At 70.7% G+C, this 19,075-nt stretch carries 15 protein-coding genes and 2 pseudogenes; 10 read left to right on the forward strand and 7 right to left on the reverse strand.

Features of this window, described 5'->3' with window-relative positions:
* Window positions 1-5 precede the first annotated feature (5 nt).
* The 6 genes from scy to AB0D14_RS15270 all read left to right on the forward strand — a co-directional run bounded on the left by scy (window position 6) and on the right by AB0D14_RS15270 (window position 9,220).
* Window positions 6-3,854 carry a polarized growth protein Scy gene (gene scy / locus AB0D14_RS15245; RefSeq protein ID WP_362778693.1) on the forward strand — a complete coding sequence of 1,283 codons (3,849 nt, stop codon included), beginning with the start codon at window positions 6-8 and terminating at the stop codon, window positions 3,852-3,854.
* 183 nt (window positions 3,855-4,037) lie between these two features.
* A complete protein-coding gene (locus tag AB0D14_RS15250) occupies window positions 4,038-4,970 on the forward strand; it encodes a cellulose-binding protein (RefSeq protein ID WP_362778696.1) in 933 nt (310 codons plus the stop codon).
* A gap of 212 nt (window positions 4,971-5,182) precedes the next feature.
* The gene (locus tag AB0D14_RS15255) at window positions 5,183-6,238 is read left to right on the forward strand and encodes an ABC transporter ATP-binding protein (protein WP_362778698.1); all 1,056 of its coding nucleotides are present in this window, start codon (window positions 5,183-5,185) and stop codon (window positions 6,236-6,238) included.
* 4 nt (window positions 6,239-6,242) lie between these two features.
* On the forward strand, window positions 6,243-7,013 hold the full coding sequence (locus tag AB0D14_RS15260) for an ABC transporter permease (RefSeq protein WP_362778700.1): 771 nt from the start codon (window positions 6,243-6,245) through the stop codon (window positions 7,011-7,013).
* Between the two features lie 153 nt (window positions 7,014-7,166).
* The gene (locus AB0D14_RS15265; RefSeq protein WP_362778702.1) at window positions 7,167-8,378 is read left to right on the forward strand and encodes an ABC transporter ATP-binding protein; all 1,212 of its coding nucleotides are present in this window, start codon (window positions 7,167-7,169) and stop codon (window positions 8,376-8,378) included.
* Window positions 8,375-9,220, forward strand: a complete 846-nt coding sequence (locus AB0D14_RS15270; protein ID WP_362778704.1) for an ABC transporter permease — start codon at window positions 8,375-8,377, stop codon at window positions 9,218-9,220. The genes AB0D14_RS15265 and AB0D14_RS15270 overlap by 4 nt, the downstream gene beginning before the upstream one ends.
* Before the next feature lie 26 nt (window positions 9,221-9,246).
* Here AB0D14_RS15270 and AB0D14_RS15275 read toward each other — a convergent pair whose 3' ends face one another.
* Window positions 9,247-9,576, reverse strand: coding sequence for an ATP/GTP-binding protein (locus AB0D14_RS15275; RefSeq protein WP_362778705.1), 330 nt, complete (start codon window positions 9,574-9,576; stop codon window positions 9,247-9,249).
* A 218-nt stretch (window positions 9,577-9,794) separates the two neighbouring features.
* Here AB0D14_RS15275 and AB0D14_RS15280 point away from each other — a divergent pair, with 218 nt between their 5' ends.
* On the forward strand, window positions 9,795-10,829 hold the full coding sequence (locus AB0D14_RS15280) for an LLM class flavin-dependent oxidoreductase (RefSeq protein ID WP_362778708.1): 1,035 nt from the start codon (window positions 9,795-9,797) through the stop codon (window positions 10,827-10,829).
* A gap of 154 nt (window positions 10,830-10,983) precedes the next feature.
* Here the strand turns inward: AB0D14_RS15280 and AB0D14_RS15285 are convergent, their stop codons facing one another.
* Window positions 10,984-11,376, reverse strand: a complete 393-nt coding sequence (locus AB0D14_RS15285) for an SCO5389 family protein (protein WP_362778710.1) — start codon at window positions 11,374-11,376, stop codon at window positions 10,984-10,986.
* Between the two features lie 287 nt (window positions 11,377-11,663).
* Between AB0D14_RS15285 and nucS the strand changes: the two genes are divergently transcribed.
* Window positions 11,664-12,335, forward strand: a complete 672-nt coding sequence (gene nucS, locus AB0D14_RS15290; protein WP_362778712.1) for an endonuclease NucS — start codon at window positions 11,664-11,666, stop codon at window positions 12,333-12,335.
* A gap of 123 nt (window positions 12,336-12,458) precedes the next feature.
* On the opposite strand, the gene AB0D14_RS15295 is transcribed toward nucS, so the two are convergent.
* The 4 genes and pseudogenes from AB0D14_RS15295 to AB0D14_RS15310 form a co-directional block, all read right to left on the reverse strand.
* Entirely contained in the window at window positions 12,459-15,041 is a 2,583-nt protein-coding gene (locus AB0D14_RS15295) for an ATP-binding protein (protein WP_362778714.1), read from the reverse strand.
* Between the two features lie 318 nt (window positions 15,042-15,359).
* Complete coding sequence (locus AB0D14_RS15300) at window positions 15,360-15,683, reverse strand: STAS domain-containing protein (protein WP_362778716.1); 324 nt, start codon at window positions 15,681-15,683, stop codon at window positions 15,360-15,362.
* Between the two features lie 200 nt (window positions 15,684-15,883).
* Entirely contained in the window at window positions 15,884-16,732 is an 849-nt protein-coding gene (locus AB0D14_RS15305; protein ID WP_362778719.1) for a 3-hydroxyacyl-CoA dehydrogenase family protein, read from the reverse strand.
* Between the two features lie 142 nt (window positions 16,733-16,874).
* Window positions 16,875-17,114, reverse strand: a pseudogene (locus AB0D14_RS15310) (TetR/AcrR family transcriptional regulator); the annotation flags it as partial.
* Between AB0D14_RS15310 and AB0D14_RS15315 the strand changes: the two are divergent.
* Window positions 17,106-17,494: pseudogene (locus AB0D14_RS15315) on the forward strand (ABC transporter permease); the annotation flags it as partial. The pseudogenes AB0D14_RS15310 and AB0D14_RS15315 overlap by 9 nt on opposite strands.
* An 8-nt stretch (window positions 17,495-17,502) precedes the next feature.
* Here the strand turns inward: AB0D14_RS15315 and AB0D14_RS15320 are convergent.
* The gene (locus AB0D14_RS15320; RefSeq protein ID WP_362778721.1) at window positions 17,503-18,792 is read right to left on the reverse strand and encodes a transposase; all 1,290 of its coding nucleotides are present in this window, start codon (window positions 18,790-18,792) and stop codon (window positions 17,503-17,505) included.
* 45 nt (window positions 18,793-18,837) lie between these two features.
* On the opposite strand from AB0D14_RS15320, the gene AB0D14_RS15325 reads away from it, so the two are divergent.
* The gene (locus AB0D14_RS15325) at window positions 18,838-19,044 is read left to right on the forward strand and encodes a toxin-antitoxin system HicB family antitoxin (protein WP_362778724.1); all 207 of its coding nucleotides are present in this window, start codon (window positions 18,838-18,840) and stop codon (window positions 19,042-19,044) included.
* Window positions 19,045-19,075: the final 31 nt, after the last annotated feature.

Genomic DNA, 19,075 nt, shown 5'->3' on the forward strand with positions numbered 1-19,075 from the left:
GCGCAGTGCGGGGCTACGAACGCCAGGAGCGAGAGCCGGCGGCTGACGTCGACCACCTCTCTCGGTTCGAGGCCGAGATGGAACGGCTGAAGACCGAGCGGGAGAAGGCCGTCCAGCACGCCGAGGACCTCGGCTATCAGGTCGAGGTGCTGCGCGCCAAGCTGCACGAGGCGCGCCGCAGTCTGGCGACCCGGCCTGCCTACGACAGCGCCGACATCGGCTATCAGGCCGAGCAGATGCTCCGTAATGCGCAGATCCAGGCCGACCAGTTGCGTCAGGACGCCGAGCGGGAGCTGAGCCAGGCCCGCGCGCAGACGCAGCGGATCCTCCAGGAGCACGCCGAGCAGGCCGCCCGCCTGCAGGCGGAGCTGCACCAGGAGGCGGTCGCCCGCCGTCAGCAGCTGGACCAGGAGCTGTCCGAGCGCCGGCAGAGCGTCGAGTCGCACGTCAACGAGAACGTGGCGTGGGCCGAGCAGCTGCGGGCCCGCAGCGAGCAGCAGGCCCGTCGGCTCGTCGACGAGTCGCGCGCTGAGGCCGAGCAGTCCCTGGCCGCCGCCCGCACGGAGGCCGAGCGGGTCGCCGCGGAGGCCCGCCAGCGGCTGCAGAGCGACGCCGAGCAGGCGCGTGTGGAGGCCGAGGCGCTGCTGCGCCGGGCCCGCACCGATGCCGAGCGGCTGCTGAACGCGGCGTCGGCGCAGGCCCAGGAGGCCACCGACCACGCGGAGCAGTTGCGCAGTTCGACCGCGTCCGACTCGGACAGCGCCCGCCGCCAGGCCAGCGAGCTGAGTCGCGCCGCCGAGCAGCGCATCAACGAGGCCGAAGCGGCACTGCGCGAGGCGCGGGCCGAGGCGGAGAAGGTTCTCGCCGAGGCGAAGGAGACGGCGTCCAAGGCGCTGACCGGCGCCGAGTCGGTGAACGAACAGCGCACGCGTACGGCCAAGGAGCAGGTCGCCCGGCTGGTCGGCGAGGCCGTCAAGGAGGCCGAGACCACCAGGGCCGAGGCCGAGCAGGTCGTCGCGGACGCCCGCGCCAAGGCCGAGAAGATCACCGCGGAGGCCGAGGAGAACGCCCGCAGTCTCACCGCCGAGGAGACCGCGTCCCAGCTCGCCAAGGCGGCCCGTACAGCCGAGGACGTGCTGAACAAGGCGTCCGAGGACGCCAAGACGACCACCAAGGCCGCGGCCGAGGAGGCCGAGCGGATCCGCGCCGAGGCGGAGGCCGAGGCGGACCGGCTGCGCGCCGAGGCGCACGACATCGCCGAGCAGCTCAAGGGCACGGCGAAGGACGACACCAAGGAGTACCGCGCCAAGACGGTCGAGCTGCAGGAGGAGGCGCGCCGGCTGCGCGGCGACGCCGAGCAGTTGCGCGCGGACGCCAACGCCGAGGGCGAGAAGATCCGCTCCGAGGCCCGGCGTGAGGCCGTCCAGCAGATCGAGGAGGCGGCCAGGACCGCCGAGGAGCTGCTCTCCAAGGCGAAGGCCGACGCGGACGAGCTGCGGTCCAACGCCACGACGGAGAGCCAGCGGGTCCGCACCGAGGCCATCGAGCGCGCGACGACGCTGCGCCGTCAGGCCGAGGAGACCCTGGAGCGCACCCGCACGGAGGCCGAGCGGCACCGGACGGAGGCCGTCGAGCGGTCCGAGGAGATCAAGGCGGACGCCGAGCGGGCCGCCGGCGAACTGCACGAGGAGACCGAGCGCGCCATAGCGGCCCGGCAGGCCGAGGCAGCCGAGGGGCTGGCCCGGCTGCACACGGAGGCCGAGGAGCGCGTCGCCTCCGCCGAGGAGGCGTTGACCGACGCCCGCGGGGAGGCCGAGCGGATCCGCCGCGAGGCCGCGGAGGAGATCGACCGGCTGCGCACGGAGGCCGCCGAGCGGATCCGTACGCTCCAGGCGCAGGCCGAGACGGAGGCCGAGCGGCTGCGCACGGAGGCCGCCGCGGACGCGTCCACCTCCCGTGCCGAGGGCGAGAACGTCGCCGTACGGCTGCGGTCGGAGGCCGCCGCTGAGGCAGAGCGGCTGAAGTCGGAGGCACAGGACACCGCCGACCGCGTACGGACGGAGGCGCAGGCCGCCGCCGAGCGGCTCGCCACGGAGGCCGCCGAGGCGCTGTCCGCGGCGCAGGAGGAGGCGGCCCGGCGCCGTCGCGAGGCCGAGGAACTTCTCGGCGCCGCGCGCCAGGAGGCCGACCAGGAGCGCGAGCGGGCGCGCGAGCAGAGCGAGGAGCTGCTGGCCTCGGCGCGCAACCGCGTGGAGGAGGCCCAGACCGAGGCCGTACGGCTGGTCGAGGAGGCGGACCGCCGGGCGACCGAGATGGTGTCAGCCGCCGAGCAGACCGCGCAGCAGGTACGCGACTCCGTGGCCGGGCTGCACGAGCAGGCCCAGGAAGAGATCACGGGCCTGCGCAGTGCCGCCGAGCACGTGGCGGGGCGCATGCGTGAGGAGGCGCAGCAGGAGGCCGACCGGGTCCGCGCCGACGCGCACGCGGAGCGGGAGCGGGCGGCCGAGGACGGCAACCGGATCCGGCGCGAGGCTCAGGGGGAGGCGGAGGCCGCCAAGTCCCTGGCGGAGCGCACGGTTTCAGAGGCGATCACCGAGTCCGAGCGGTTGCGGTCGGACGCCTCGGAGTACCTCCAGCGGGCGCGTACGGAGGCTTCGGACGCCATCGCGTCGGCCGAGCAGGACGCCTCGCGTTCCCGGGCCGAGGCACGGGAGGACGCCAACCGCATCCGGTCGGACGCGGCGACCCAGGCGGACACCCTCATCACCGAGACGACAGCCGAGGTGGAGCGGCTCAGCGCGGAGACGAACCAGGAGGCGGAGCGGGTTCGCGCCGAGTCCGTGGCGAAGGCCGAGAAGCTGATCTCGGACGCGACGGGCGACGCGGAGCGGCTGCGCGCCGAGGCGGCCGACACGGTCGGCGCCGCGCAGCAGCAGGCCGAGCGGATCCGGTCGGAGGCACAGCGCGTCAAGACCGAGGCCGCCGCGGAGGCCGACCGCCTCATGTCGAACGCCCGCGACGAGGCCGACGACACGCTGGACAAGGCGCGCAAGGAAGCCAACAAACGGCGCTCCGAGGCGGCCGAGCAGGTCGACAAGCTGATCACGGAGACGACGGCCGAGGCCGACAAGCTGCTCTCCGAGTCGCAGCAGAACGCGCACAAGACCACCGCGGACGCCGAGGCCCAGGCCGACACGATGGTGGGCGCGGCGCGCAGCGAGGCGGAGCGGCTGTTCTCCGAGGCGACGGTCGAGGGCAATACGCTGGTGGAGCGGGCCAGGACCGACGCGGACGAGCTGCTGGTCGGCGCGCGCCGGGACGCGACGGCCATAAGGGAGCGGGCCGAGGAGCTGCGCGACCGGATCACCGGCGAGATCGAGGAGCTGCACGATCGGGCCCGCCGGGAGTCCGCCGAGACGATGAAGGCGGCGGGCGATCGGTGCGACGCGCTGATCAGGGCGGCCGAGGACCAGCTGAAGGAAGCCGAGGCGAAGGCCAAGGACCTGGTGTCGGAGGCCAACTCCGAGGCGAGCAAGGTCCGTATCGCCGCCGTGAAGAAGGCGGAGGGTCTGCTCAAGGAGGCCGAGCAGAAGAAGGCCGCGCTCATCGCCGAGGCCGAGGGGATCAGGTCCGAGGCGGTGCGCGAGGCGCGGGCCGCGGTCGAGGAGGGCAAGCGGGAGCTGGAGTTGCTGGTCCGTCGCCGCGAGGACATCAATGCCGAAATCTCCCGTGTCCAGGACGTCCTGGAGGCGTTGGAATCTTTTGAGGCCCCGTCGAGCGGCAAGGACGGAGGCGTCAAGGCGGGCGCTGCGGTCGGTTCGACTCGTTCGGGTGGCAAGCCGTCGGAGGGCTAGCCAAGTGAACAACTTCTGTGCTCGCAGGAGGGCTTCACCGAGCTCTCCGGCAGGTGCACCGGCCGTCGGCCACCAAAAAGGTTGTCATTCTCCATATCAATCGTGCTACTGCTCGATGACACACCGTCTTGGCCTCTAGGATTCCATCTATCACCTCACCGGTCTCCATTCGACAGGAACCCCATGAGCGACAATTCCCCCTACGGCTTCGAGCTTGTGCGGCGTGGGTACGACCGCGCTCAGGTGGACGAACGCATTTCGAAGCTCGTCTCCGACCGTGACAGCGCTCTGGCCCGTATCACTGCTCTCGAGAAGCGCATCGAGGAACTCCATCTCGAAACGCAGAACGCCCAGGCCCAGGTAAGCGACGCCGAGCCGTCGTACGCCGGCCTCGGCGCCCGCGTCGAGAAGATCCTCCGCCTCGCCGAGGAGGAGGCCAAGGACCTGCGCGAGGAGGCCCGTCGAGCGGCGGAGCAGCACCGCGAGCTCGCCGAGTCGGCCGCCCAGCAAGTGCGCAACGACGCGGAGTCGTTCTCCGCGGACCGCAGGACCAAGGCCGAGGACGAAGGCGTCCGGATCGTCGAGAAGGCCAAGTCCGACGCCTCCCAGCTGCGCCAGGAGGCGACAAAGGACGCGCAGTCGAAGCGTGAGGAGGCGGATGCCCTCTTCGAGGAGACCCGTGCGAAGGCCGCGCAGGCCGCCGCCGACTTCGAGACGAACCTCGCCAAGCGCCGTGAGCAGTCCGAGCGTGATCTGGCCTCGCGTCAGGCCAAGGCCGAGAAGCGTCTCGCGGAGATCGAGCACCGCGCGGAGCAGCTCCGCCTGGAGGCCGAGAAGCTGCGTACGGACGCCGAGCGCCGCGCCCGTCAGACGGTGGAGACGGCTCAGCGTCAGGCCGAGGACATCGTGGCCGACGCGAACGCCAAGGCGGACCGGATCCGTTCGGAATCCGAGCGCGAGCTGGCGGCTCTCACGAACCGTCGCGACTCGATCAACGCCCAGTTGACGAACGTGCGCGAGATGCTGGCGACGCTCACCGGTGCGGCTGTGGCCGCCGCCGGGGCGCCCGAGGACGAGCCGATCACTCGTGGGGTGCCGGCTCAGCAGACCCGGTAGGCGCTGTCCCGGTACGTACGGGTACGGGTTGGGGGTGTGAGGATCTTCGGGCCGGTTGTGGCTGGTCCCGTGGTTCCCCGCACTCCCTGAAGGGGTTGTGGCTGGTCGCGCCCGCGCGGCGGAGCCGCATATCGACACAGCCCCGCACCCCTGACGGGGCGCCCCCTGCCACTCCAGTGGCAGGGGGCTTTGTCGCGTTCTAGCGTGGGCTCATGATCGAGCTTGAGGGGCTGACCAAGCGGTACGGCGAGAAGATGGCGGTGAACCATCTGACGTTCGCCGTACGGCCCGGGATCGTCACCGGGTTCCTGGGTCCGAACGGCGCCGGGAAGTCCACGACGATGCGGATGATGCTCGGGCTCGACCGGCCGACCGCGGGTGACGTCCGGATCGACGGGCAGCACTACGACCGCCTCACGGATCCCCTCAAGTACATCGGTGGCCTCCTCGACGCCAAGGCCATGCACGGCGGCCGCAGCGCCTTCAACCACCTCCTGTGCCTCGCGCAGAGCAACGGCATCCCGCGGAGCCGGGTGCACGAGGTTCTCGACACCGTCGGTCTCACGGCCGTGGCGAAGAAGAAGGCCAAAGGCTTCTCGCTCGGCATGGGCCAGCGGCTCGGCATCGCGGGCGCACTGCTCGGCGACCCCCGCATCCTGATGTTCGACGAGCCCGTCAACGGGCTCGACCCCGAGGGCATCCACTGGATCCGGAACCTGATGAAATCCCTCGCCGCCCAGGGCCGTACCGTCTTCGTCTCCTCGCACCTGATGAGCGAGATGGCCCTGACGGCCGACCACCTCGTCGTGATCGGCCAGGGCCGGCTGCTCGCCGACACGTCCATGGCCGACTTCATCCGGGAGAACTCCCGGTCGTACGTACGGATCCGGTCGCCGCAGCGCGAGCTGCTGCTCGACGTGCTGCACAGGGCCGGGATCATGGTGGTCGAGACGGGCGGCGGGACGCTGGAGGTGGACGGCCGGCGGCCGCAGGACATCGGCGAGCTGGCCGCGCAGCACCGGATCGTGCTGCACGAGCTGAGCCCGCAACAGGCCTCGCTGGAGGATGCCTTCATGCAGCTCACGGCGGAGTCGGTGGAGTACCACGCACACGCCGACCCGCCACCCGCCGGCCTCCCGCCCGCCGCCGCGGCCCCTCCCCCGCCCGGGGAACAGCCGGGGCCGGGGCCGGGGCCAGGAACTCAGCCGGGACCCCAGCCCGGACCTCAGCCCGGGCCTCAGTGGGGCAACGACTGGAAGAAGGGCTGAATCCATGGCCGCGACCCAGGTCCTCCGGTCCGAGTGGACCAAGATCCGGTCGGTGGCGTCCACGGTGTGGACGCTGAGTCTCGCCGCCGTGGTGACCGTCGTGCTCGGTGTGCTGATCTCGCTGCTGTCCAAGAACGAGTTCGACAAGATGAGCACGAAGGACCGGATCTCCTTCGACCCCACCTTCATCAGCTTCGCGGGGATGAGCCTCGGCCAGCTGGCGATGATCGTGTTCGGCGTCCTCGTGGTGTCCAACGAGTACAGCACCGGCATGATCCGCACCTCGCTCTCCGCCGTCCCGCAGCGCGGCACGTTCCTGTTCAGCAAGATGGCGGTGGCGACCGGGCTCGCCTTCCTCGTGGCCCTCGTCACCAGTTTCGTCACCTTCTTCCTCGGCCAGGCGATGCTCGGTTCGCACCGGGCGTCGATCGGCGACCCGGGCGTCCTGCGCGCGGTCGTCGGAGGCGGCCTCTACATGACCCTCATCGCCGTCTTCTCGATGGGCGTCGCCACGATGCTCCGCAGCCCGATGCTCTCCCTCGGCATCCTGATGCCGTTCTTCTTCCTGATCTCCGCCATCCTCGGTAACGTCTCGGCGACCAAGAAGGTCGGCCAGTACCTGCCCGACCAGGCGGGCAGCAGGATCATGCAGGTGGTCACCCCTCTCGACGACGACGTACCGTACGGGCCCTGGGGCGGCCTGGGGATCATGGCGCTGTGGGTGGTCCTCGCGGTCGCCGGCGGCTATGTGCTGCTGAAGAGGCGGGACGCCTAGTACTGCGAATGGAGGACGGCGTCTGGAGTACCAGGTGTGGTGACCCGAGATTTTTTACCCGGTCTTGAGGGGAACCGTCAGCGCCCCGCTATCCTCCTAACCCTTACGGGGGCGTGTGCCCCGACGTCCTGAAGCTTTCGATGGGTGCGGAGAATGATCGAGGCAGTCGGCCTGACGAAGCGCTACGGCGACAAGACGGCCGTGCACAACCTTTCCTTCCAGGTCAGGCCGGGCTCCGTCACCGGCTTCCTCGGTCCCAACGGGTCGGGCAAGTCGACCACCATGCGGATGATCCTCGGGCTCGACAACCCCAGCGCCGGGCAGGTGACGATCGGCGGCTACCCGTACCGCAGGCTGCCCAACGCCCCCCGCCAGGTCGGCGCGCTGCTCGACGCCAAGGCCGTGCACGGCGGCCGGCACGCCCGCAACCACCTGCTGTGCCTGGCGCAGCTGTCGGGCATCCCCGCCCGCCGGGTGGACGAGGTGCTGGGTGTCGTGGGGCTCCAGGACGTGGCGAAAAAGCGCTCCAAGGGCTTCTCGCTCGGGATGGGCCAGCGGCTCGGCATCGCGGCCGCGCTGCTCGGCGACCCGCAGGTGCTGCTCTTCGACGAACCGGTCAACGGCCTCGACCCCGAGGGCATCCTCTGGGTGCGGAACCTGATGAAGTCCCTGGCCGCGGAGGGCCGTACGGTCTTCGTCTCCTCGCACCTCATGAGCGAGATGGCCGTCACCGCCGACCACCTCATCGTGATCGGCCGCGGTCAGCTGCTCGCCGACATGAGCGTGCGCGACTTCATCTCGCACAACTCCGCCGACTTCGCGCGGGTGCGCACGCCCGCCACCGAGCCCCACCAGCGCGAGAAGCTGACGGCCGCGCTCACGGAGGCGGGCGGTCAGGTGATGCCGGAGCAGGACGGCGGGCTGCGTGTCACCGGTCTGCCGCTGCCCCGCATCAGCGACCTCGCGCACGACGCGGACGTACGCCTGTGGGAGCTCTCGCCGCACCAGGCCTCGCTGGAGGAGGCGTACATGCGGATGACGCAGGGCGCCGTTGACTACCGCTCCACCACGGACCAGCTCTCGGGCTTCCAGCCGGAGCTGCCGCCGGGCGCGATGCCGCCGCAGCAGATGCCGGTGCCGGGACAGGGTCAGCCGGGCTGGTACGCGCCGCCGCCGCCCCAGCAGGGCGGGCAGCCGTTCGCGATGTCCCAGGGACAGCCGCCGGCGGGCCCCTACGGCGCCCCGGGCGCCGGCGAGCCCAACCCGTACGCCCAGCCGGTACAGCCCCCTCCCGTACAGCCCGCAGCCGCCCCCGTGCAGCCGTCCGCCGCCTCCGACCTGACCAAGCCCGAGGACGCCCGATGAGTACGCCCCAGCCGCAGACGCACCAGCAGGACGCCCCTGCCCCGAACTGGCAGCCGGCGCCCGGGCCTTCGTACAACTCGCCGATTCCGATCACGCGCACCCACCTCGGGCATGCGCTCACCTCGGAGTGGACGAAGATCAAGTCGCTGCGTTCCACGATGTGGACGCTCGGCGTCTTCCTGCTCCTGGTCGTGGGGATCGGCCTCCTCGTCGCCACGCAGACCAACGACAGGGACTACCAGGACATCCCGTATTCGGTCCCCGCCTTCTTCGGGCTGATCCTCGGGCAGATCTGCCTGATCACCCTGGGTGTGCTGGTGATCTCGTCCGAGTACGGCACAGGCATGATCCGTACGACGTTCACGGCCTCGCCCCAGCGCCACCGGGTGCTCACCGCCAAGCTGCTGATCTTCTTCGCCGTCGCGTTCGTCGTGTCGGCCCTCGCCATCGGGTTCGTCGGCCTGATCACCTCGGGCATGCACGGCGGGGCATCGGACAACGAGTGGGGCGGGACCGTCCTGATGGGCGCGCTCTACGTGTCGCTGCTCGGCGTGCTCGCGCTCGCCATGGGCTCGATGCTGCGGCACTCCGCGGGCGCGATCACCGCGATGCTCGGTCTGGTGCTTGTCCCGGCGATCCTGCCCGCGTTCCTGATGATCTCCGACAGCCTGCGCTCGATCGGCGAGAAGATGCTGGACTACAACGCTCCGAACGCGCTCGCCAAGATCTTCCAGATCGACTCCGTCAACGAGAACGGCGGCCCGCAGCTCCTCCTGCTCGCCTGTGTGACCGCGGTGGCGATCGCGGGCGCGTACGCACTCCTTGAGCGGCGCGACGTGTAATCGGACGTAGGGGCTTCGGCCGGGGTTCAGAACCTCGGCGCGTTCCGGGACCGCTGCACCCGCGTGGTGCGGCGGTCCTTCGCGTTCCAGCACGCCTTGTGCCAGTGGCGGCGCTCGTCCACCCCGGAGTGCTCGGGCCAGGCCACCACGTGCGGAACACCGGAGGGAATCAGCTGGTCACAGCCGGGGCAGCGGTACGTCTTGCCCTGCGCGCTCGCGCCCGCCACGTGCCGTACGCTCCAGGACTCGCCCTGCCATCTCTCCAAGGACTGCCAGCCGCCGTACCGGCCGGACGGATCCTCGTCCGCGCTGCGGGCGGAGCGATCGGCCTGGGGGCGGTTGCGACGCGGGGACACAGGGCACCTCACGGAGCTATACAGGGAACACGGACTGTGTTCAGCCTACGCGGGGCGCCCGGGGGTACGCGTCCGTCACTCATTCCCACAGATCTCCCGTACAGCCGGCTCATTCTGCAGACAATCCGCCAATCTCCCCGCCAAGCCGTGTCCTTGGCACGTGTCAGACGGTTATGCGATGTGGGGGAGCCGCGTCGGCACAAGGAGGCAGGAGTGCGATGCGCGTAGGAAGTTTTGTTCTGGCGGCCCAGTTTCCCGGTCAGGGCCAGGGCGAGGCGCTGCACCGCGCGGTGCGGTCGGCCGAGGTCGCCGAGGAGGCCGGGCTCGACGCGGTGTGGCTGGCCGAGCACCACTTCGTGCCGTACGGGACGTGTCCGTCGGCCGTCACGCTCGCGGCGTTACTGCTCGGCCGCACCCGTCGTATCCGCGTGGGCACGGCGGTCAGCGTGCTGCCCACCGTGCACCCGGTGGCGCTCGGCGAGCAGGCCGCGCTGCTGCACGTGACGTCGGGCGGGCGTTTCTCGCTCGGGGTGGGGCGTGGCGGCCCCTGGGTCGACCTGGAGGTCTTCGGGACGGGCCTTGAGGCGTACGAGAAGGGGTTCCCGGAATCACTCGATCTGCTGGTGCGCTGGCTGCGCCGGCCGTCTGTGGCGGGCTGCTCCGAGCGCTTCGACTTCCGCGAAGTCCCCGTCGTGCCACGGCCGTCGGAGGCTCTGTCGGGCGGTGAGAGCCCCGAGGTCATCGTCGCCTGTACCTCACCGGCGAGCGTCAGGATGGCCGCCGAGCGCGGACTGCCGATGCTTCTCGGCATGCATGTGGGGGACGAGGAGAAAGCCGAGATGGTCGCCCTGTGGCGGGGGCACGCGCGCGCCGCGGGGCACTCCCCCGACGAGATCGCGGGCGCCGACGCCGCCCATGTGTCGGCCGGAGTCGCGCAGATCGCGGACCGCCGCACGGACGCGGTCGAATCACTCCAGAAGGCCATGCCGGGGTGGCTGAAGCAGGGGCTCGACGCGCATGTGACGGTGGACGACCGCAAGCGCTCGATGCGCGATCCGCTGGCCTACACCGAACTCCTCTGCGGGCTCCACCCGGTGGGCACCCCGCGCCTGTGCGCGGACCGCCTCGCGGCGACCTCCGAGCGCACCGGGATCACCCGCTTCGCCCTCCTCGTGGAGGGCTCGGGCGACCTGGCGGCCACGGAGGAGAACGTACGGCGACTGGGGGGCGAGGTACTGCCACGGCTCCGGTGAGCCGGCCCGCGCCCCGACCGAGCGGGCGCGACGGACCGGCCTACCGACCCGATCCGCGGCCCGGGCCCGCGAGGCCCGAGCCGCGGAAAACCTGCCGCTCCCGTACAGGAACACCTCCCGCGTACGGAGCGGCAAGCCGTGCGGCGTCACCGCGTCAGCAATCCCGGAACTCCGGGGACTGGTTCAGCAGTTGGCTGCGCACCGACGTGAAGCGGGTCAGGGTGTCGTCCACCGAGCTCTCCAGCGGGAACACTGCCACCCGGTGGCAGTTCTGGAAGGCCAGGCGCACCCCGAAGTGCCGTTGCAGCGCACCTCGTATCGCGTCACTCGCGAGGGCACGCAGCAGCTGGCCCCGCGCCTGCTCGTCCGGCGGAGGCGTCTGGTTGTCGGCGAAGTTTCCGCCGTCCACCTTCAGCTGAGCCACCAACGAGCTGATCATCTCCCATGCGTAGGGCAGGGAGGTCCGGACGCAGTCGACAAATTCCGCTTCGTCGACCTCGCCTCGCTCGGCCTTTTCGAGTAGGGCCGGTGAGACGTCCAGCGACATGGGTTCTCCTCTCGCACCCCCTCGCCAGAGGGGGCTGACGGACAGGTAAGGAGGCCACGATGTCGAACACGCTGAGTACATACATCGCAACCTCCCGCTTATACGGTAGGCAACTGTTCGTGGCCGCACCAGGACATTGCCCACGCCGGGAAGACTCAACGTGCACACAACCAGCCACTTCCGAACAGGGCTTATCCGGGGAAACAGGGACGACGGAACCAGCTCCCGTCAACGAGCCCTCCGGGCGGATCGCGCCGACCCGTACCGGTCGAGTAGCGTTGCCGACCATGCGTCTCGTCATTGCCCGCTGCTCCGTCGACTACGCGGGCCGGCTCACCGCCCATCTCCCGTCGGCTCCCCGCCTCATCCTCGTGAAGGCGGACGGGAGTGTCTCGATCCATGCGGACGACCGGGCCTACAAGCCCCTCAACTGGATGTCGCCGCCCTGCACCCTGAAGGAGGGCTCGGGTGACGACAGCGGCGTCTGGACCGTCATCAACAAGGCCGGCGAGAAGCTCATCATCACGATGGAGGAGGTCCTCCACGACTCGTCGCACGAGCTCGGTGTCGACCCCGGCCTGATCAAGGACGGTGTGGAGGCGCACCTCCAGGAGCTTCTCGCCGACCGTATCGAGACTCTCGGCGAGGGCTACTCGCTGATCCGCCGCGAGTACATGACGGCCATCGGCCCGGTCGACATCCTCTGCCGCGACGCGGACGGCGGGACCGTCGCCGTGGAGATCAAGCGGCGCGGCGAGATCGACGGCGTGGAGCAACTGACGCGCTACCTGGACCTGTTGAACCGAGACCCGCACCTCGCGCCGGTCCGCGGCGTCTTCGCGGCCCAGGAGATCAAGCCCCAGGCGCGCGTCCTCGCCACGGACCGGGGCATCGGCTGCACGGTCCTCGACTACAACGCGCTGCGGGGCATCGAGGACGACAAGCTGCGGCTGTTCTGACGACAGCGGAAGCACCTGGTACGGCAAGTCCCGTACGGCATGACGGTGGGCCGGGTCCTCTGCGGACCCGGCCCACCGTCATGCCGTACGCGGTTGTCCGCACGCGGTTGTCCGCGTCGCGCCTCAGATCACCGAGGGCGACCCCGGTGCGCTGCTGCCCGCGGAGCTGCTGCTCTCGGCGGGGCTGGACGCGGGACCGCTGGCCGAGTTGGAGTTCTGCGGTGTGGACGGCGCCGGACTGCTGGGTTCCCCGGTGGGCCCGGTCGGTGTCGGAGTCGGCGTCGGAGTCGGAGTCGGGCTGTCCGGCGGCTTCGGCGAGGTCGGCGGCTTGGAGGAGGAGGGCGGCGGCTTGCTCGTGGACTTGGTCGGGCTCGGTTCCTTCGAGCCGCTCGGGTCGTCCGACGGCTCGCCGGTCGAGGTCGGTGCCGGGTCGTCCGCGGTTCCGGGGACACCGTCCTGGCCCGGGCCGGTCGGCCCGGCCGTCGAGTCCGCGTCGCTGCTGCCCTTCTTCGGCCGGTCCGCGCCGAGCCCGCTGCCGTCGTCGCCCGCGCTGGCCGACGGGCCGACGCCGACCTTCTCCGACGGGGTCTTGTCGTCGGGGTTGGAGGTCGCGCCGAGTGTCACCACCGTGCCGAGCACGGCGGCGAGCAGAGCGCCCGCTCCGGCAGCCACCAGATTGCGCCGGGTGCCACTGACCAGGCCCTTGACCTTGCCGGGCTTCGCCGAGGAGGCGGGCCCGGACTGATGCGTGATCAGGGTGGCGGGCTCGCCCGGCGCCTGCAGCGTAGGCACCGGCAGGTACGCGGCCGGTACGCCGCCGGGCGGTGACGCAGACTCCTCGGACCGCGCGTCGGGCACCTCCTCGCCCGCCGTCGAACCCAGACCCGCGGGCGGTGTCGAGAAGCCCCCTGGTCCCCCCGGCTCAAGCGAAACCGAGAGCCCGGGAGCGCCCGAGCGGTCCGCGACCAGGGCGAGGGCGCGCCGGCCCGCGACGGTGCCGCGCTTGTCGGCGAGGGCGCCGCGCAGGCCGATGGACGCCTCCAGTTCGGCGCGGGCCCGGTCGAGCTGCCCGCCGCAGAGCGCGAGGACGCCCAGCTCGTGGTGGAAGTAGGCCTGGTCCGCGACCTCGCCGGCGAGCCGGGCGGACTCGGTTCCGGAGCGCAGCGCGCGCTCCCAGGCGCTCCAGTTCAGTCCGGCGGCGAACGCGGGCGCGGCCGCCCGGGCCAGCTCCACCGCGGTGGCGGTCTCCTCGTCCCCGGCGGGCGGCACGGTCAGCGGCACCAGGGCGGCCAGCGCCGCGAGCACGGCGTCCGCCTCGGCACAGACCCGCTCCGGGGTGACGGAGGGATGCCCGGCCCACCAGGTGTAGTGCCGGGCGGCGGCGTCGGCCGTCCCCTCGGCGTCGGACGCGTACCCGACGGCCTCCAGCTGGGTCCGCACGCCGGCCGCGAGCCGGTAGTGCGATCCGACCGGGGTCACGAGCGCGCAGCCGACGAGCTCCGCGAGTGCGGCGTCCGCGTGGGTGTGTCCCGCGAGGGCGGGCAGATGCGCCTGGTGCGGCACCTCTCCGCCCAGCGCGACGGCGAAGCGCAGTGTGGCGCGGGCCGACTCGCTGAGCCGGGAGGCGAGCAGCGCGGCGGGCGCGGCGCCCTCGGCGAGCGAGGGCAGCGGCACCTCGTGGCCGCCCTCGGCGTCGGACGGCGCGCCCACCGGCGCGGCGTCATAGTGGCCGGAGTGATGGCCGGAGTGATGGCCGGTGTACTGGCCGAACTCGTCGAAGGCGTCCGGGTCGGCTCGCAGCTGGTCGCGCTGCCGCAGCAGGGCGCCGGCCTGCACGAAGCGCAGCGGGAGTCCCTCGGACTCGAACCAGAGATCGGCCGCCCAGTTGGCCTCGTCCTCGGTCAGGACGCGGCCGACGGCGCGCTCCAGCAGTTCGAGACCGCCGCCGCGGCCGAGACCGCCGAGGAAGACCTCTTCGAGGAGCGAGTCGGCGGACGGCGCGGCGATGTCGGGCGTGGCGGAGATCAGGAAGGCGCACTCGGGTGTGGCTTCGAGCAGGTCGTCGAGTGCGCTGCCGCCGAACTCCACGTCGTCCAGGACGACGACCGCGCCGATGTCGTGGACGAGTGCGAGCAGGTCGTCCTGTTCCGGCCGGTGCAGCGGAGCGTTGTGGACGGCGGCGAAGAGGTCGTGCAGCAGATCGTCCGCCGTACGGCGGTGGCCGCTGAGGCGGACCACGCCGTCGGGCGCGAGGTCCGCGCAGTCGTCGGCGACGGCGTCCAGGAGCACGGTGCGGCCCGAGCCCGAGGGCCCGGTGAGCCGTACGGAGCGTCCGCGCGCGAGCAGGCGTACAAGCCGCTCACGCTCCTCCTGACGCTCCAGGAGCGGCAGTCTGCGCTGCGGGGCCCCCGGTGGTACGGGAGGCCGTGCGGCGCGGGCCAGCTCGGTCCGCTCGGCCGCGTCGAACTTCGTGGGCCGCGGCGGTCGCTCGCCCGGCGGGCACAGCTCGATCTCGCTGCCGTCGACGGGATTGACGGTGAGCAGATGGTCGCCCGCGACGAGCTGTACGGTGCGGGCCGGCGTGGGCGTGTGCTGGGCGCCTCCGTGCCCCAGCCCGTGCGTCAAAGGATCGCGCGGCGGACGCTGTCGCGCCGCCGAGCCGTCGTCGTGGCCGAACTCTTCGGGTCCCCGGTTTGTCTGGTCCATAGGTCCAAGCCCCCCAAAAGCGTCGTGTGCCGAGCCCCTCCCGGCCTGCCGCACACTGCGCTGTCGCTTCTGGTCCGGTGCCCACTCACGGGTTCCTCCAACACGCGGGCAGCCGAACCCTAAACCTTCGCACAGTATCTACGAACACACGGGGTACCGCGCCGTCCGAGACGTCACAGCTTCGTGAGGATTGTTCGTGAGGTACGGGTTTCGTACTCCGCCCCCTCATCCGATCTTCGCCGTTTGCGGCCGTGACGCGGGGCCGCGTACGGGGGAGGCGGAAATGACACCTGGGGCGTTGCGCGCTGCACCCGGACGTCACACCCGGGGCAGCGATTCGACCCCGATACCGCCCTCGATGGCCAGGATGCGGTGCAGCCGGGTGGCCACCAGCAGGCGTTGCATCTGTGGCGGGACATCGCGTAGCACAAGCGTTCGACCGCACCGCCCCGCCCGCCGGTGGGCCCCCATGATGACACCGAGCCCGGTGGCATCCCAGGAGTCCAGCTCTGACAGGTCGAGCACCAGGTCGCCGACGCCGTCGTCGATGGCCGAGTGCAGGACCGTACGGGCGTCCGCCGCGCTGCGGACGTCGAGGCGGCCCCCGACGACCAGCTCGGCGTGGTCGCCCCTGATGTGCATATGCGCTCCCCGAGAGTGCGTGTTCGTACTCAGCGTCTTCGTGCTCAGCGTCTTTCGTCGTGCCCTGTGCCGGGACTGACTGCCGTACCGGGGCAGAAGTTGCCCTCCGTGAGCGAACCGATACCGAAACCAACCCGGATGAGTGACAGCGTGACAGGCTGATGATCACCACAGAGTCGGTACGCGCATCAGTACGTGTATCAGTACGTGTAGAAGCCCTGCCCGCTCTTGCGTCCGATGTCACCGGCGTCAACCATCCGGCGCATCAGCTCCGGCGGGGCGAACTTCTCGTCCTGGGACTCGGTGTAGATGTTGCCGGTCGCGTGCAGAAGGATGTCGACGCCCGTGAGGTCGGCGGTGGCGAGGGGCCCCATGGCGTGACCGAAGCCCAGCTTGCAGGCGAGGTCGATGTCCTCGGCGGTGGCCACGCCCGACTCGTACAGCTTGGCCGCCTCGACGACGAGCGCCGAGATGAGCCGGGTGGTCACGAAGCCGGCCACGTCACGGTTGACGACGATGCAGGTCTTGCCGACCGACTCGGCGAACTCCCGCGCGCGTCCGAGCGTTTCGTCGGTCGTCTTGTAGCCGCGGACGAGCTCGCAGAGCTGCATCATCGGGACCGGCGAGAAGAAGTGGACTCCGACGACCCGCTCCGGACGGCCGGTGGCCGCCGCGATCTTGGTGATCGGGATGGCGGAGGTGTTGGAGGCGAGTACGGTCTCGTCCTTCACCAGCCGGTCGAGCGTCCGGAAGATCTCGTGCTTGACTTCCAGATTCTCGAAGACGGCCTCGACGACGATGTCCACATCGGCGACCGCGTCCAGGTCGGTGGTCGTGGTGATGCGGCCCAACGCCTGTTCGGCCGCGGCGGCGTCCAGCTTGCCCTTGCTCACGAACTTGTCGTACGAGGCCTTGATGCCGTCGGTGCCACGGGTCAGCGCCTCGTCGGTGACATCCCGCAGGACGACGTCCCAGCCGGCCTGCGCGGCGACCTGGGCGATGCCGGACCCCATGAGTCCGGCTCCGATGACGGCGAGCTTCCGTGCCACTGTCCGACTCCCCTGCTTCTTCTCCGCGTCCCCTGGGGTTGCCAGGAGTGCCTCTCCGGCGGACCCTAGCGCTCGTGAGGTGCCATGTGACCGGTAAGTAATGCGCGTCACGTCTCATCTGGCGGACATCACACCGGGCGGCTCATTCCGCCGCCCGTACGGCGTAGTTGAGGACCTTCTCGCTCAGCAGGTCCTCCATGCCGTCCAGAAGCGTCAGCACCTCGCGGGAGACCGTGGCCGGATCGCGGCCGGCGACCATCTCGCGGGAGACGGTGCTCATGACGGTCTGGTGGAGCCAGCCGATCTGGCCCGCCATCAGACCCGGCATCGGATCGTCCGGGGCCGCCCGCGTCTCCTCGCGCAGGGTCGCCTCCAGGTGGTCGTGGAGCGGATGCGCGTCACCTCGGTCAGCCGGCTCGCGTTCCTGCTCGGCCGGGTGCTGCGCGACACGGCGGTCTTCGTCCTCCAGGCGGTCCTGCTGGTCCTGGCCGCCGTGGTGATGGGCCTGCGCGCACCCGTGGCCGGCATCCTGATCGGCTTCGGGTTCGTCGCGCTTTCATCGCGCTGCTGACCGTGTTCCTGGCCTCGCTGTCGTACGCGCTGGCCATGCGGACCGGTTCGCCCCACGCGTTCGGCCCGACGGTCAACGCCACGACCATGCCGTCCATGCTGCTGTCCGGCCTCATGCTGCCCATGTCACTGGCGCCTGGCTGGCTGGACGCCCTCTCGCACGTGATGCCGCTGCGCTATCTGTTGACATCCTCCCCCTCTTAGAAGAGGGGGATTCCAACCCAATTGGGCTGAGGTTCACGGACACTCGACCGCTGTGTGGGCGGTGTCGTCCCTCCGGCACCGGCTGAGCGCCGGGGGCGGGGAATCCCGCCCTGTCCTGCCGCGACGTTGATGCTTGCGTTGGTGTCCGCGTTGCAGGTGAAGCCGCAGGAGGAGCACTCGAACTCGGCTTGGCTCTTGCGCGAGTTCTTGTCGATCCATCCGCAGGCGCTGCACCGAAGACTCGTGTAGGGCGCGGGGACATCTTCGATCCGGCCGGGCGCCTTGTGCTCGGTGCGCTGACGCAGGAGACCCCAGCCCTGGGCGAGGATCGCCCGGTTCAGTCCGGACTTCTGCGCTACCCGCCTGCCCGGCTCCTCGATCGTTCCTTTCGCGGAGCGGGTCATGTTCTTGATGTTCAGCTTTTCGAACCGCATTAGGTCGTACGACCTGGCGAGCATGGTCGAGGTCTTCTCACACCAGTCCTTGCGCTGGTTGGCCTCGTGGGCCCTGAGCCGGGCGACCCTGGCGTGCTCGGCCGCCTTGGCTTCGCTGCCCCTGGGAGCGCGGGCGGCGCGCCGTTGGTGCTTGCGGATCTGGGCGCGTTCCTTGACCGTGAGCTGCGGGCAGTTCAGCTTCCGGCCGTCGGACAGGGCTGCGGTGATCGTCACGCCCCGGTCGATACCGATGACCTCGCCCGTGCCGGGCGCGGTGACCGGGTCGGGGATGACGGCGAACGCGATGTGCCACTGCCCGTTGCGGAAGGTGACGCGGAAGGTCTTCGCTTCCGGTAGCCCGGCGCGGGTGAGGCGGAAGCGCACCCAGCCGCAACCGGGCACCTTGACCTGCGCCCATCGACGGTTGAGTTTCTGCACCCCGACCGAGCGGCCCATGATCTGCCTGCCGGTCTTCGTGTTCAGTTTCGGTGAGCCGTCGCCGTTGTGCTCGGGCACGCGGTCGGTGCCGATGACCCTGAAGCCCTCGTGCCGGAACTTCTTCCGCCAGGTCGGCTCACCGAACCCGGACGTGAACTTCGCGGCCTTGGCCCTGGCGAAATCCTTCAGCGCCTGCTGCTGCACATCGGCGTTCCCGGAGCCGAGCCATTCATTCTCACGCCGGGCCTCGGTGAGCTGGCGGCACTGCTCGGCGAACCCGGGCGCGGACTTGCGGCCCCTGCGCCAGTGCGAGTGCTGCTCGACAGCCAGGTTCCAGACGAACCGGGCGTGCGCGCAGTGCGACAGCATCTGCTGCTCCTGCTCACGCGTCGGGTACATCCGGAAACGACTCATGGTCCCATCATAGCTGCATCTTGGGTCCGATGCCAGAATGGTCCCATGACGAAGCATGTGAACCTGCGCCTCCCGGACGACGTACACGCCATGGCTGTCGCCGCTGCTGCGACTGACGACCGCTCCCTGAACTCCTGGCTGATCGCCATCGTGCGACGCGCCGCCGAGCCGGGCAGGACACCGAATCGCCCTGACGGCGATTCGGCTACCTCCGCCCCGCTACGCGGGAACGGGCATTCGCCGCGGCCCTAACCGGCCCTCAAGGACCGGGCACCCTGCCCGG

Source organism: Streptomyces sp. NPDC048484, from assembly GCF_040651415.1.
In the GTDB taxonomy this organism is placed as follows: Bacteria; Actinomycetota; Actinomycetes; order Streptomycetales; family Streptomycetaceae; genus Streptomyces.